The organism is Bradyrhizobium sp., assembly GCF_049586575.1.
Classification (GTDB): domain Bacteria; phylum Pseudomonadota; class Alphaproteobacteria; order Rhizobiales; family Xanthobacteraceae; genus Bradyrhizobium.
In genome coordinates this window covers 1-14,783 of sequence record NZ_JBAVCF010000430.1, presented here as the reverse complement: position 1 = coordinate 14,783, position 14,783 = coordinate 1, and the positions used below count along the sequence as shown (strand labels likewise).

Annotated in this window: 11 protein-coding genes and 1 tRNA gene; 7 read left to right on the top strand and 5 right to left on the bottom strand. The window is 61.0% G+C overall.

The window, feature by feature from the left end; all coding sequences use genetic code 11:
• Nucleotides 1–131 precede the first annotated feature (131 nt).
• Entirely contained in the window at nucleotides 132–800 is a 669-nt protein-coding gene (locus WB528_RS17090) for an MBL fold metallo-hydrolase (RefSeq protein ID WP_423889586.1), read from the top strand.
• A gap of 39 nt (nucleotides 801–839) precedes the next feature.
• Here the strand turns inward: WB528_RS17090 and WB528_RS17085 are convergent, their stop codons facing one another.
• A complete protein-coding gene (locus WB528_RS17085) occupies nucleotides 840–2,075 on the bottom strand; it encodes an extracellular catalytic domain type 1 short-chain-length polyhydroxyalkanoate depolymerase (protein WP_423889585.1) in 1,236 nt (411 codons plus the stop codon).
• A 190-nt stretch (nucleotides 2,076–2,265) separates the two neighbouring features.
• The gene (locus WB528_RS17080) at nucleotides 2,266–3,735 is read right to left on the bottom strand and encodes a glycosyltransferase (RefSeq protein WP_423889584.1); all 1,470 of its coding nucleotides are present in this window, start codon (nucleotides 3,733–3,735) and stop codon (nucleotides 2,266–2,268) included.
• 194 nt (nucleotides 3,736–3,929) lie between these two features.
• Between WB528_RS17080 and WB528_RS17075 the strand changes: the two genes are divergently transcribed.
• On the top strand, nucleotides 3,930–5,174 hold the full coding sequence (locus WB528_RS17075; protein WP_423889583.1) for an LLM class flavin-dependent oxidoreductase: 1,245 nt from the start codon (nucleotides 3,930–3,932) through the stop codon (nucleotides 5,172–5,174).
• A 50-nt stretch (nucleotides 5,175–5,224) separates the two neighbouring features.
• On the top strand, nucleotides 5,225–6,616 hold the full coding sequence (locus WB528_RS17070; RefSeq protein WP_423889582.1) for a cytochrome P450: 1,392 nt from the start codon (nucleotides 5,225–5,227) through the stop codon (nucleotides 6,614–6,616).
• A gap of 5 nt (nucleotides 6,617–6,621) precedes the next feature.
• On the opposite strand, the gene WB528_RS17065 is transcribed toward WB528_RS17070, so the two are convergent.
• Entirely contained in the window at nucleotides 6,622–7,662 is a 1,041-nt protein-coding gene (locus WB528_RS17065; protein WP_423889581.1) for an adenylate/guanylate cyclase domain-containing protein, read from the bottom strand.
• 42 nt (nucleotides 7,663–7,704) lie between these two features.
• Entirely contained in the window at nucleotides 7,705–8,547 is an 843-nt protein-coding gene (locus WB528_RS17060) for an SDR family NAD(P)-dependent oxidoreductase (RefSeq protein ID WP_423889580.1), read from the bottom strand.
• Nucleotides 8,548–9,093: 546 nt separating this feature from the next.
• On the opposite strand from WB528_RS17060, the gene WB528_RS17055 reads away from it, so the two are divergent.
• The 3 genes from WB528_RS17055 (at nucleotide 9,094) to WB528_RS17045 (ending at nucleotide 12,583) form a co-directional block, all read left to right on the top strand.
• Nucleotides 9,094–10,059, top strand: a complete 966-nt coding sequence (locus WB528_RS17055) for a sensor histidine kinase (protein WP_423889587.1) — start codon at nucleotides 9,094–9,096, stop codon at nucleotides 10,057–10,059.
• A gap of 158 nt (nucleotides 10,060–10,217) precedes the next feature.
• Nucleotides 10,218–12,005 carry a putative bifunctional diguanylate cyclase/phosphodiesterase gene (locus WB528_RS17050; RefSeq protein WP_423889579.1) on the top strand — a complete coding sequence of 596 codons (1,788 nt, stop codon included), beginning with the start codon at nucleotides 10,218–10,220 and terminating at the stop codon, nucleotides 12,003–12,005.
• A 173-nt stretch (nucleotides 12,006–12,178) separates the two neighbouring features.
• Entirely contained in the window at nucleotides 12,179–12,583 is a 405-nt protein-coding gene (locus tag WB528_RS17045; protein WP_423889578.1) for a YccF domain-containing protein, read from the top strand.
• A gap of 129 nt (nucleotides 12,584–12,712) precedes the next feature.
• Here the strand turns inward: WB528_RS17045 and WB528_RS17040 are convergent, their stop codons facing one another.
• Entirely contained in the window at nucleotides 12,713–14,419 is a 1,707-nt protein-coding gene (locus tag WB528_RS17040) for a SulP family inorganic anion transporter (RefSeq protein ID WP_423889577.1), read from the bottom strand.
• Nucleotides 14,420–14,636: 217 nt separating this feature from the next.
• Between WB528_RS17040 and WB528_RS17035 the strand changes: the two genes are divergently transcribed.
• Nucleotides 14,637–14,713: transfer RNA gene (locus WB528_RS17035), tRNA-Arg, on the top strand.
• The last annotated feature ends 70 nt before the right edge of the window (nucleotides 14,714–14,783 follow it).

Below are 14,783 nucleotides of genomic sequence, written 5' to 3'. Positions count from 1 at the left end.
GGAAAATCGTGTTCGCCTGAAATTCGGACCGCTGCCCTGCCAGGTGAGGGCGGCGATGTCACCACGGCAAATGCCGCCATTTTCCCGAAGTTTTCCTTGGCGGGATGCAAAAAATCGGCTTTGTCTTGGCCATGGCACAGCAATCCGAAAGCAAGGCGAAAGCCGGGGCGATGATCGTCCCGGTGACGCCGTTCGAGCAGAACTGCACCCTGATCTGGTGTTCGGCGACGCAGAAGGCCGTTGTCATCGATCCCGGCGGGGACGTTCCGAAAATTCAGGCCGCGATCAAACAGGCCGGTGTCACGGTCGAGAAGATCTGGCTCACGCACGGCCATATCGATCACGTCGGCGGCGCGGCCGATTTGCGCGATGCGCTCAAGGTCGAGATCGAAGGGCCGCATGTCGCCGACAAATTCCTGCTCGACAATGTCGTCACGAGCGGTGAACGTTTCGGCATGACCGGCGTACGCAATTTTGCTCCGGACCGCTGGCTCGAGGAAGGCAATCAGGTCTCAATCGGTGAATTGACGTTCGATATCCTGCACTGCCCCGGCCATTCGCCCGGCAGTGTGGTGTTTTTCAATCGCGACATGCGCTTCGCCCATGTCGGCGATGTCCTGTTCCACGGCTCGGTCGGGCGCACCGATCTTCCCGGCGGCGATCACGCCACCCTAATCGATTCTATCAAGACGAAGCTGCTGCCGCTAGGCGACGACGTTGGCTTCATCTGCGGGCACGGACCAGGCTCGCGGATCGGCCACGAGCGGATGACCAATCCATTCCTGACCGGCGAGATGTGAGGGAGAAAGCGTCGCGATTAAAAGAGCCGCCGACGCCTGCTATTTCATGAGACCCGCGGCTGTCAGCGCACGGGTGATGACCGCACCGACATCGAGCCTGCCGCCTCGCTTGGCTTTCGGCTTTGCCGGGGGATTGGAAGGCGGTTTCGCTGCCGCCAGCGGCCGCAGCAGCTTGTTGAGGTCGAGCGCAGGCGCCGGGATCGGAGAAGCAAGCGGGATCAGCTTCGCACTCGGAGATTCCGCGGCCGCGCGCGAGGCCGCTTTGGCAACCATTTCGGGCTGATGAATTCCGGCGGTGAGCCCGAAGAAGTTCGCGATGTGATACGAGGACGAGATACCGGCCTCGATCAGGAAAGCGCCTTCCTTGCCATATCTCTCATCGTTTTCAGCTTTCCCAAGCGGTGTGCCGTGGGCCATGTCGGTGATGGAGTAGGACTCGACGATCGTTTCGCCATCCGCGTTCCACCAGATCTGGCGGGGATAGCCGTCGACCATGCCTTCCGACATCGGATCGGTGGGTAGTTTATGGACGTCAAGCCATTGCTTGATGATTTCGTCGGCGTTGGCCGGATTGACCGTGCGATCGGCGCTGCCGTGCCATATCGAGACCTTGGGCCAGGGACCACGATGTTTTGAAGCGCTGCGCACGAGGTTACCCAGGTCGCCGGCCGCGCGTGAACGCGACTGCATCATTCCGTTCAGGGCTTCCCGCACATTGCTCGCGACCCCGTAGGGCAGGCCGGCGATGATGGCGCCGGCCGCAAAGACTTCCGGATAGGTAGCGAGCATGACCGATGTCATGGCGCCGCCCGCGGACAGCCCGGTGACGAAAATGCGATGCTTGTCGATCCGGTGTTGGCTCACCATGCGCGCGATCATCTGTCTGATCGACAGCGCCTCACCCAGGCCGCGTTTGGTATCTTCGGGATTGAACCAGTTGAAACAGCTGTGGGCGCTGTTGGTTGCCTGCTGCTCGGGCATCAGCAGCGCAAAGCCATAATGTTCCGCAAGTGTCGACCAGCCGGTGCCTAAATCGTAACCCGCCGCTGTTTGCCCGCAACCGTGCAGGACGACGACCAGGGCGGGATGCGGCCGCAAATCCCCAGGCGCGAAGGAAAACATTCGCAAAGCGCCCGGATTGGTGCCAAACCCTTCCGTTTCTGCCAGCGGACCGCGGCTTCCGCGCGGCGTACTGAGTCCAAAGCCTTGCCACGCGTTCAAGCCTTGCAGCTTCGGCATATTGCGCAGGAATTCGATATTCTTGGCGAGTGACAAAGGTCGCTCCTTGGTCCGAAGCTTTGGGCCGAAACATTCGACTCCAGCAAGAAAGATAATTGCTGCACTGCAAAATAAAAAGACCGTGCGCTGTCAGTCCTCAGAAATATTGTTGTGATCGATGCGGGTGCGGTCGATAACGCGGCCGTGACAAAAAAGCGACACGTGCCGCGCGGCGCAGCACCCGAAATCAAATCGCCTTCAGCTTGCGATAGGCAAACCAGACCATTTTCAACAACAACCAACCGTCGCGGAAGCGCGAGATCTGGGTCTCGCCAAATGTGCGGGCTTTGTAGTGGATAGGCGTCTCGACAATTTTCAGATTCTGTTTTGCCGCACCGAAGATCAGGTCGAAATCGCCGAACGGATCGAAGTTGCCGAAATAGCCGCGCTCGCGGGCCAAGGCTTCATAGTCCTTGCGCAGAAGGACCTTGGTGCCGCAGAGCGTGTCGGTGAGGCGCGTGTTGACGAGGTAGCTGAAAAGGTAGGCGAAGAAGCGGTTGGCGATCAGGTTGAGCGGACGCATCGCCTCCTGCTCCATCGGGTAGACAAGGCGCGTGCCGTTGACGAATTCGGCCTTTCCGGTCTCGATGACAGCATGAAATTTAGGCAGCGCTTCCGGCGGCATCGTCAGGTCAGCATCGAGAATCATCAGCACGTCGCCGCTCGCCGCCGCAAAACCCTTGCGCACCGCGTCGCCCTTGCCCTTGCCATCCTGCTTGAGCACCTTGATGTCCCAGCTATCCTTGTAGGCGTCGCGCACGCGCTCGCATTCAGCAAAGGTGTTGTCGCTGGAATTGCCCTCGACGAACAGGATTTCCTGCGAAGAGCCAAATCGCGGCATGCGTCGAACGGCTTCCTCTATATTGCCGCTCTCGTTCCGGCACGGGATCAAGATGCTGGCAGAGAACTTCCGATCCGGAAAAGTGCGAACTGGACGGCCAACCAGATAGGTTCGCAGGCATAACTTCCTGATCCCCGGCAGTGGCGCGATGAAGCGATTGATGAACGGGCCGAGCCCCAGCCAGCGACGCGGCAGAAGCTGACGCTGCTCCTGGCTAAGGACCTCGAAATCAGCGAGATCCATCAGGTTGAGGAAGTCGGCGGTGGCGATGTAGTTGATCCTCGGCTGCTTGGCCCGCAAATTCAGCATTTCTGCGAGCTTGAGCACCGGCTCCCACAAGTGAGAGTAGTAGGAGATGATGATCCGCGTGGATGGCGCGCACAGATGGTGCACCAGCCGCAAGGTCGCATCGATATCCTCAAACATGCCGATGGTGTCGGCGATCACGATGTAATCGAACGGTCCCTCGATTGCGGCGAGGGTCGCCGGGTCCTCGACGTCGCCAAGCACAAAATAGAGATTGGGATGCAGCTCATTGGCCTTGGCGATGGTCCTGGCGCCGAAGTCAACGCCGACGCCGTAGGACGGCTCAAGCGCCACCAACAAGTCGCCGCGGCCGCATCCCAGTTCCAGCACCCGCTTGCCCGGCGGAATCAGAAAGCGCATGAACTTGAAGTCGTCCTGGTGATAGGCGGCGTTGACTTCGCGCCAGCGTGCGAGTTCGTCGCTATTGGCCTCGAAATGGTCGACGAGATCGCGCTTCCGCTGCGTCGGCAGCTGCAAGGAAGCGGCGGAATCGGACGGCCTCAAATACATCTAAAACCTCGATGTCGACAAACCGAGCGTCGTCTTAGCCGAACGGTAAAGGGCTGTAAATTCGATCAAAATGACCTATTTTATCGAGCGTGCGAGTGCATGACCGCGTGCACGATGTCGCCGGTTGCCTTGAACTGCTCCAGCCCATAACTTGACATCCAGCGATCAAGAAGAAATGCCCAGGAGAACTGTCGATGGCTCGCCTTAAATTCGGTGCTTTCCTTGCCCCGCACCATCCGATCGGCGAGCACCCGATGCTGCAATTCCGCCGCGACCTCGACCTGGTCGAGCAGCTCGATGCGCTCGGTTACGACGAGTTCTGGTGCGGGGAGCATCACTCCTCGGGCTGGGAGATGATCGCATCGCCGGAAATGTTTCTGGCGGCGGCCGGCGAGCGCACCAAACGCATCAAGCTTGGCACCGGCGTGATCTCGCTGCCCTATCATCATCCGTTCAACGTCGCCCAGCGCATGGTGCAGCTCGACCACATGACCGGTGGCCGCGCCATCTTCGGCTCCGGTCCCGGGGCGCTTGCTTCCGACGCGCATACGCTTGGGATCGATCCGATGGTGCAGCGCGACCGCCAGGATGAGGCCATCGCACTGATCCGCCGGCTGTTCAAGGGCGAGCGGGTGACCGCGAAAAGCGACTGGTTTACGATGAACGACGCCGCGTTGCAGATCCTCCCGCTCCAGGAGGAGATGCCGTTCGTGGTCGCGTCGCAAATCTCGCCATCGGGAATGACGCTCGCCGGAAAATACGGCATCGGAATCATCTCGCTCGGTTCAATGTCGACGCAAGGGTTGATGGCGCTGCCGACGCAGTGGGGCTTTGCCGAAGACGCCGCGAAGAAACACGGCACAACCGTTAACCGCGCCGACTGGCGCGTTTTGCTGTCGTGGCACATTGCCGAGAGCCGTGAACAGGCGCACCGCGAGGCCGGCGCCGGGCTGATGGGCTGGCACAACGAGTACAATGTGAAGACGCTCCAGCGTCCTGGCCTTGAGCCCTTTACCTCGCCCGAGGATGCACTGGAAAAGACGGCTGGCGGCGAAAACGCAGCGTCCACCATCGGCACCCCCGACGATCTGGTCAAAACCATCAAGAAATTGATGCAGGTGTCGGGTGGCGTCGGCAGTATCATCGGCTTCGTTCACGACTGGGCCAACCCCGAGAACACAAGGCGCAGCTGGGACATGGTGGCGCGCTATGTGATTCCGGAGATCAATGGCTATGTCGCCAAGCTTCGCGAGTCGCAGAAATTCCTGATCGAAAACCGTGCGGTGTTCGAACGCGCAGGTCAGGCGGTGATGGCGAAGATCATGGAGAACGACAAGGCGGCTGCGGCGCTGTCGTTGACCGGTCCCGGCCGCGTCGCCATTCCGGCGGTGAATGCACCGGATTTGCAAAAGGAAGCGGCCAAACAACAAAAGGCCTGATTGACGCGTTTTAAGCGTTGCGGTTTCGAGACTTCGATGGAGCACCGATCATGTCCATGCAAAGTGCGTCTGTGCAGAGTGCGACTTTCCCATCGATGGCGCTGGCGCCGCCGCGCCGCCAGGCGCTTTCGCATATTCCGGGTGACGAAGGCTGGCCGGTGATCGGCCGCACGATCGCCGTTCTCGCCGATCCCAAGGGCGAGGTCGAGCGGATGTCGGCCAGGTACGGCCTCATCTACCGCACTCGGATACTCGGCGAGACCAGCATCACCATGCTGGGGCCCGAGGCCAACGAATTGCTGCTGTTCGATCAGAACAGGCTGTTCTCCTCCAGCTATGGCTGGGGAACGATTTTGGGCCGCCTGTTTCCGCGCGGCCTGATGCTGCTCGATTTCGACGAACATCGCCTGCACCGGCGCGCGCTGTCGGTGGCGTTCAAATCCGGGCCGATGAAATCCTATCTCGCGGCGCTCGATGCCGGCATTTCGCAGCGCGTGACGCAATGGCGGCAACGGCCGGGAGAGATGTTGTTTTATCCCGCCATGAAACAACTGACGCTCGATCTCGCGGCCACGTCATTTCTGGGAACGGGCATCGGCCCCGAGGTTGCGGAGATCACCAGGGCTTTCGTCGACATGGTCGCCGCGTCCATTGCGCCGATCCGCACGCCTTTGCCGGGCACGCAGATGGCGCGCGGCGTCAAGGGCCGTGCCCGCATCGTTGCCTATTTTTCCGAGCAGATCCCGATCCGGCGCGCCAAGGGCGGTGACGACCTGTTTTCCCAGCTCTGCCGTGCGACCCATGAAGACGGCGCGCTGCTCTCTCCTCAGGATATCGTCGATCACATGAGCTTCCTGATGATGGCCGCGCACGACACGCTGACCTCGTCGCTGACATCGTTTGTGGCTGCGCTGGCCGCGAACCCGCAATGGCAGGGGAAGTTGCGCGAGGAGGTGACAGCGCTCGGCGTCGCGCCCGACGCGCCGACCAGCTTCGATCATCTCGAGGCGATGCCGCTTGCCGAGATGGCCTTCAAGGAAGCGATGCGGCTACGGCCGCCGGTGCCGTCGATTCCGCGGCGGGCGACCCGCGACTTCAGCTTCGGCGGCTACCAGATCCCGGCCGGCACGCTGGTCGGGCTCAATCCGCTCTTCACCCACCACATGCCGGAAGTCTGGCCCGATCCCGACGCCTTCGATCCCATGCGCTTTACCGACGAGGCGCAACGCAACCGGCATCGCTTCGCCTTTGTGCCGTTCGGCGGCGGCGCGCATATGTGCCTGGGGCTGCATTTCGCCTACATGCAGGCCAAATGCTTCGCGCGGCATTTCCTGCAAAATCTCACCGTCTCGCTGCCGGCCGGCATGACTCCGGACTGGCAGATGTGGCCGATCCCGAAGCCGAAGGACGGACTGCGCGTGACCGTCTCTGCGGTCAAGTGAGGGCATCAGGCCGGAGCCGGACCCTCGATGCCGAACACGTCGATGCTGTCTTCGCGCCCGCGAATGGGTAGCGGTCCGATGTCACGAAGTGCGAAAGGTGGCTTGGCGCCGAACCGTTCCATGGCGGTGCGCGATGCGAGAAAGCCGCCGTCGACGCTTCTGCTCAACTCCTCCAGCCGGGCCGTGGTGTTCATGACGTCGCCGTTGAAAACGATGGCGCGCTTGACGTCACCGATTTCGCCGACAATGACCGGCCCGAAATGCAGGCTTCCGCGAATTCGCGGCACGACACCGAATTCCTGCTCGAATTGATCTGATGCTTGCGCCAACTCGCCGCGCATCGACATGAAGCAGCGCAGCGGGCGGCAATCGATCGCACCGCTCTGCTCGCGCCAGGTCACGATCACTTCGTCGCCGACATAATTAAGCACTTCGCCGCGATAATCCGAGACCGCAAGGGTAAGAAGGCGAAACGTACGGTCGAGCAGGCGGTGAATGCGGATTCCACCGAGCCGCTCCGCCAAACCCGTCGAGCCCGCAATATCCACGAACAGCACGAAGCGGTTTTCCTCGACCGGCGCGTGATAGCGCCCGCTGATGAAGTTGAGGAAGGTGCGATATCCGACGATATTGGAAATTCCGAGACCCAGATTCATGACAATCGAAAGCACCGCGGAATAGGCGAAACCGGCCCAGAATACCTTGTCCGTGATTTTCATTGGTACGCCTGCAATAGGCACGCCTGCGACTGTCTCGCCGATCCGGAACCACTGGATGAGAGCGATCACCACCGCGTAGATCGCGCTGCGGACGAACAGATTGACCGTAAACGAAAGACCGTGCAGCCAGCTCCGCAGCGGGCCATCCAGGATAAACAGTTCGATCACGCCGAGCGCGAGGCTCATCACGAGCCCATACGTCATCCCCACCGCCATGGCGGAGGCGAGCGTGCGGCCTTGCGCGAGATTGAAGACGATGCCCGAGATGGCCCCGAGGGCAATGACGACGGCAAGCAACTGCAGCTTTCTTTCGAGTCGTGCGTTCATGCCACCCCCGCGTCACGCAGGCTCATTGTTTGCCTTGCCGGCTCACTCCCCGACCTGATCGAACGCCTTGCGCATGGCCGCATAGCCCTGCTGCTGCGCGGTCCAGTTACGCCCGCCGGTGATGGCGCCGTCGACGACCAGATCGTGTCCGTTGATGAAGGTCGACTCGTCGCTGGCCAGAAATACCGCCGCGTGCGCTATATCCTCGGGCAGGCCGGCGCGAGGGATCGGTTGCGCGCTCTTGGTGATCTCGCGCATGAGGGCGGGGGTTTTCTCAGCCGCCTCAACCGATAGGCCCAGCGCCTTGCCGAAAATGCCGGTCGCGATCGCGCCCGGCGAAATGCTGTTGACGCGGATACCGGCTTCGCCAAGCTCCATCGCCACGCATTTGGTCAGGTGAATCACGGCGGCCTTGGCCGCACCATAGACGATCGAGGACGAAAACCCGGCGAGCCTGCCGGCGATGCTGCCGTTATTGATGATGCTGCCGGAGCCCTGACGCCGCATGTGCGGTGCGACATGTTTCATGCCGAGCATCACGCTTCGCACCAATGTCGCCATGGCGGCATCGAAACGCTCGACCTCAAGCCCTTCGATCCCGCCGGTCTGCGCCGGTCCGCCGGCATTATTGAACAGACAATCGATACGGCCGAATTTGTCGACGGCCGCGCCAATCAGTCGCCGCACCTCGTCCTCGATGGTGACATCGGTACGGCGGAACAGGCAGGCGGCGCCGAGTTTTTTGGCCAAGGCCTCGCCTTCCGCTGCGCGGCGGCCGGCGATGACGACTTTTGCGCCCTCGGCCACGAAAATTTCGGCGGTGCGCAATCCGATTCCGCTCGTCGCGCCGGTGATTACCGCAACTTTGCCGTCCAGTCTGGCCATATCGCTCGTCCTCCTTTTTGACACGGTCTTCGTCAGACTATCCTCGTCCTGCCAAAGCGGCGCAAGCGGTTCCCGCCGCAATCGGATTCCCATGTCGCGGAATGCCTTGGACTACTCTAGTGGTCCAATTCCAACATTCGCATCCCTTCTCAGCGGCCGCTTTTGCGAATGTCAGAATTCGAGAAACCACTAGCCAAATACAGGTTTCTGGTGGAGCTTTAGATTTGACATTCGCTTTACGAACTCGCGGCCAGGGGGTAACGAATGTCAACTCCATTCCTCTAGTGCGGCGAATTTGAAGTTCCTGTCAGTGCTGCGGCAATCGCTTTATAGGAACTTCAAATTCAAGGCCGCCCTAGAATCAATAAGTTACTAGAGCTCCTTTGATTCCGAAGCTCGCATCGCAGGTTGCCGCGATGCCGTGCGAACTTCGGAATCGGAGCTCTAGTGTTGAAGGGGACAGCTCGCCGTCCGTCCGTGGCGTGCGACGAATTTCGGCTATGGTGCCCCCCGCTTTCGGATTCGGAATATCTCCTGATGCGGCCCCTGACAGGACTGATCGACGAGTTTCGACAGGTTTGGCAAGGAATCTCCCGGCCCTCGCTGGCATTCAGCGTAGGGTTTTCAATCGCCTGTCTCGCGCTATCGACGGCGGCGCGATGGATTCTCGCGATGCTGCGTCCGGACGTGTATTTCACGCCGTATTTTCCGGCCGTCTTTTTCGCCACCGCCATTGGCGGCTATCGAACGGGTGTCGCCACGGCGGTTTTGGGCGGCGGGCTTGGCGTCGCAGTGAATTTTGGCGACGCGCCGAGCAGCTTGTTTCCGCGACTGGTGCTGTTCGTTATTTTTGGACTGGTATGTGGATTGACGATTTGGGGCGTCGAACACTACCGCTCGGTCGCTGCCAATCAGCGGGAAATTGCCAGGCGGCTGATCCGGGAAGAGGAATACCGCAAGCTGGTCGTGGACGAGTTGCAGCACCGGCTGAAGAACAAATTATCGACCGTTCACGCCGTGCTTCATCAGGTGCTTCAGAACCAGCCGAAAGTCTGGGACAGCATCGATCATCGTATGCGCGCGCTGTCGGCGACCGACGAACTCATTACCAGGATCGACGTCGGCGGATGCGACATCAAGGATCTCCTGCTTTCCGAACTCGGACCCTACGGCCATGTCCGCTTCACCTTGAACGGGGACCGGCTGTTCTTGCCCGCCAAGCTCGCCGTCAGCCTTGCGCTGATTCTTCACGAACTTGCGACCAATGCCGGCAAATACGGCGCCTTTTCCTCCGGGCGCGGCATGCTTCAGGTATCGTGGTCCATGACCGACGACCGGCTGAATATCGCCTGGGATGAGACCGAAGGACCGGCGCTCGGCGAGGCCGGGGAGCCGGGTTTCGGCACCAAATTGCTGGCGTCGGCGCTTAAGCCTTTCGATGGCAAGACCGAGATCAGTTTCCTGAAGAGCGGCGTCCATTGCACCATGCAATGCCGTGTCCCCAAAGCGTGACCAAGGCGTGAACAGGAGCCGAACGACCCGCGCGGGCGCTAACGCGTTGACGTTCTGTTAATGACGATCACGGTGGCCGGATTTGAACGCCGACATTTCAAATCTGTGATGGCGCACTTAACCAAAACTACAAGAGACTTTGCGAACCTCCGGCGGCCATGCAAAACCAGCTCTCTCATCAAACCCCGCCCGCAACCAGGCCCGACGCGAGCGAATTCGCCGTCGAGGGCGACATCGGCCTGTTAAGGGATGTTCTCCGGCTGCTTCCGACCGGCGTCACGGTTCAGGACGAGGATGGCCGGTTTCTCCTGATCAACGACGCCGCAGCGGCGCAGTTGGGGATGGCCGTGGGGCAGCCGGGCGAATCCGCCTCGAAGCATCTGGACGAGCGGCGGGAAGCCGCGCTTGAACTGCTTCGCGCCGGCCGCGAGGCTGTCGCGGAAATAGGCGTCACTGGCAATAACGGCCAGCAGGTTCTTCTCGCGTCGCATCGGCCGGTTCGCATCGCAGGCCGCAACCTGTTGCTATCGAGTTCGACCGATATCAGCGAACAGAAGGCGGTCGAAGATCATCTGTTTCGTTCGGCCTATTTTGACGAGCTGACCGGCCTGCCGATGCGGCGGGTCATCGAACATCGCGTGCAAAGCCTGATCCAGCGCTACGAGCCGGGCTGTGCATTTGCGCTCGCTTTTCTCGACATCGATAATTTCAAGCACATCAACGATTATTACGGCCATTCGGTCGGCGATGCGCTGCTGATCGAGGTCGCCAAGCGGCTCGGGCTCAATCTTCGTGAAACCGACATGCTGTCGCGGATCAGCGGCGACGAATTTCTGCTGCTGCTCAATCCCACCGAGAGCGAGGAAGAAGTAGCCGAATATATCGGGGCGACATTGCACCGGCTGAAAGCGCCGTTCTTCATCGATGGTTCGGAGATATTCGCCTCGACCTCGATCGGCGTAAGCCTGTTCCCGGATCATGGCCGCAGCTATGATGCGTTGCTGCAGAATGCCGACATTGCGATGTATCGGGTCAAGAATGATGGCAAGGGCGCGGTCGCCTTCTTCGACACCAGCATGGAGCGCGAGGCGCTCGCGCGCATGAAGGTCGAACAATCGCTGCGGCACGCCATCCTGGAGAAGCGCTTCTGCTGCGCCTTCCAGGCCAAAGTCGATATCCGGACCAAGGAAGTCAAAGGTGTCGAGGCGCTGGTCCGCTTGCGCGACGACGATGGGGTCATCCAGGCGCCTGGCACCTTCATCAACCTCGCGGCGGAATTGGGATTGATCGACGAGCTTACCCACCTGGTATTGGCCGAGATCATCAGGTCAATCGACCTCATCAACGAGACTTTTGGGCCGACGGCCACGATCAGCATCAACGTCGCGGCCAAGCAAGCCGACAACCCCACGTTCATGCGCTCGTTCGCGGCGGCGCTGGAGGCAACCGGCTTTCCCCGGCGCTTCATGATCGAGGTGACGGAAGATGCTTTCGTCACCAAGCGGCGGTTTCAGGACGAGGTCGTGCCGATCTTCCGCAAGCTCGGGGTCGCGATATCGATTGATGACTTCGGCATTGGATATTCGTCGTTGTCGGCGCTGGCCGACATCACGGCCGACGAGATCAAGATCGATCGCTCCTTCATCAGCGACATCCATCTCCGCCCGCGCAGCCAGGGGATTCTGCGGGCGATCGAATCCCTCGCCGAAGCGCTGGGTATGACCGTGATCGCGGAAGGCGTCGAAACCTTTGAGGAACTGGCCTATCTGCAAGCAGCCACCCGCATCCGCTATGCGCAGGGCTTTTATTTTGCGCGGCCCATTTTCCTGGAAGAACTCAATCTGGTCGCCCCCGTCGCGAGCGAAACACGCGTCAACGAGACAAGCCGGCCGGTGCAGGAAAATCGCCACGCGTATTCCTCGCGCCCGACCCGCTACCGCCGCTGAAGCGCCTGCGTCCGGCTTTTCGTCATTTTGACGACGATGAACGCCTGATGGCACGATTGGCGCCGTTAGGTCATTTCGGCCCGGCCTCTTCCTTGCTATCTTCGGTGACATTATTTTCGCCGCACAGGCGGTCGATGCTGTTCGCCGGCGCGGCGTTTACGTAAAGAGGCACCATGCAACCCGTCTCAATCCTTCTGAATATTCTCTGGCTGCTATTGGGCGGCGTCTGGATGGCGCTTGGCTGGGTGGTCGCCGCGATCATCATGGCGATCACCATCATCGGTCTGCCCTGGGCGCGGGCGGCCTTCAACATCGCCGTCTATACGCTGCTGCCGTTTGGTCAGAGGGCCGTGCGTCGCGACGCCCTGACCGGTCAATCCGACGTCGGCACCGGCGTGCTAGGCCTGATCGGCAACCTGATCTGGCTGGTGCTTGCGGGGTGGTGGCTGGCGCTTGGTCATCTCGTTACGGCGGCGATTCTTGCCGTGACGATTATCGGAATCCCGTTCGCATGGGCGCATCTGAAACTTGCCGGCATCGCGCTATGGCCGATCGGCAAGGCGATCGTTCCGGCGTGAGGCGAGAGCGTTTTCGAGAGAAGCTTGTCCTCGGACTTGATCCGGGGGTAGGAACCGGTTCGCGTAAAGGAAACGCGTCAACAAAAAAGACCGGAGTCCGGCTTTGATTCAATCGAAGTCGAACAGGCGCTAGCCCTTCCCGGCGCAGGCGCGAACAGCCTCTTCCACGCTTTGATACTGGCGAGCCGGGCCGAGCAGGGCAGCGATGCCGAAGCGGACGATCGCGTCCTGCGCGCGCGACGATTCGAGTCGCGCGACGGCGAAGTCGATGCCCTCCTCATGGCATTGGTTGATGACCTCGGTCAGAACCTGCGCGGCAGTAAAGTCGATCTCGACGATGCCGGTTGCCTCCAGCACCAATAGCCGCACCTTTTGCGGCGAAGACGTCAGCGCCGCGAGGATGTCGCGCCGGAAATCATAGGCGTTGAGGAAGGACAGTGGCGCCTGCAATCCTACGACGATCACGCCAGGTACCTGCTCACCCGGCAGCTTGGAGCTCACGGGCCACCAAATAGAGGTGCCCGGCACGCGCTCGAACCGCTGTACGCGGGCGCGTGTCGTCGTCCAGATGCCATGCAGCAGCGACAGCCCGATGCCCAGCCCAACGCCTTGCTCGATCGGCAGCACGATGATCCCGGCCGCCGTCATCAGGATCAGAAGAAATTCGCCAAGCGACTGCCGAAAGACGGCAACGATCTGGCGAAGACGAATGATCCGAAGCGCAACAAACAGTAGAACCCCGCCCAAGGCGGCGTTGGGGATTCGGTGCAGCAACGATGTTCCGTAGGCGAGCAACAGGACGACGATCGCAACCGCGGCAAGGCCCGCGATCTGCGAGCGGCCGCCGGTTTCGGAAACCACGGCCGTTCGCGGCGGACTTGCGTTGACGGGAAAGGCGCCTACCAGTCCGGCAACGATGCTGCCGATGCCGACGCCGAAGAAGTCGCGGTTGACGTCCGGCGGTTCATTGGCATCGGTAGGAAACGACCGCGTCGTTGCCGCGGTCTGCACCATCACCACGACCGAAATGATGAGGCCGAGCGACAACAGGCTTGTGAGGTGTCCAACCGATACAACGGGAATCGCGAGCGCCGGCATTTCAACCGAAATCGAACCGAGCACGCTGACACCCCGGTTCTCCAGATGCAGGAGCACGACGGCTGCGCTCGCCAGTAAAAGGCCGATCAGTGCGCCGGGAATCCGTGCATCGATCCTTTCGGAAAGCGCGATGATCGCAAGGACGCCAAGGCCGATGACAACCGTAAACCCGTTGGCCTCGCCGAGATGTTCTGTAAGCGTCGCGAGGCGCTGGAGCACGGGCCCTTCGGGACCGGGCAGCCCGAGGATTCCCGGCAACTGGGAAATCAGGATGTGGGCCGAAATCCCGGCGAGAAAGCCGATCGTGACCGGAACCGACAAGAGATCGGCGATCCAGCCCAGCCGGAAAATCCCGGCCGCCGCCAGCATCAGCCCGACCATCAGCGCGAGTGCGGCGGCGAGCGTGGCGTAATCCGGCGAGGCGGTTGCCGCGAGCGCGGCAAGACCGCCGGCGAAGATCGGCGTGATGGTGGAATCCGCGCCCGACGACAGGAACCGGTTGCTGCCGAATGCGGCGAAGGTGAGCGAGCCCGCGACGAACGCGAAAAAGCCGATCTGCGGCGCGAAGCCGCCCAGGCGCGCGGTTGCCATTTGCTCGGGGATCACAATCGCCGCGAGCGTCAGTCCCGCAAACAGGTCCCGGCTGAGAAACGCGAAGCGATAGTTGGCGAGTGAGGGGAAAACGGCCCATGCTTTGCTGGCGGTGGATGTCTGCGAAGGCCCGGAGCGATCCGCCATGGTACCTGTCCCCCATTCCCCTCGCCCGGCGGAGCGCGTCTGCTTGCCGGAGTGCGACAGGACTTCGCCCCCGCGACCTGTCCAGCTGTTGCAGGCCTACTGGACGATTTTCGTTTGATAAAATCAAGGCCGCGAGGCCGCCGCCCGCTGGCGCCGCGATTGTAGTGCTTTTCCGGCCATTGCCGATGGCGGGCCAATCGGCTAAATCAATCGCCACGCACCCGTAGCTCAGCTGGATAGAGCGTTGCCCTCCGAAGGCAAAGGTCACACGTTCGAATCGTGTCGGGTGCGCCAGTTTTTTACATTTTTTATGGTTGCTGTCCGCAGAATGTCCGCAGAATCCGTTCTCGCGGCGTTCCTACCC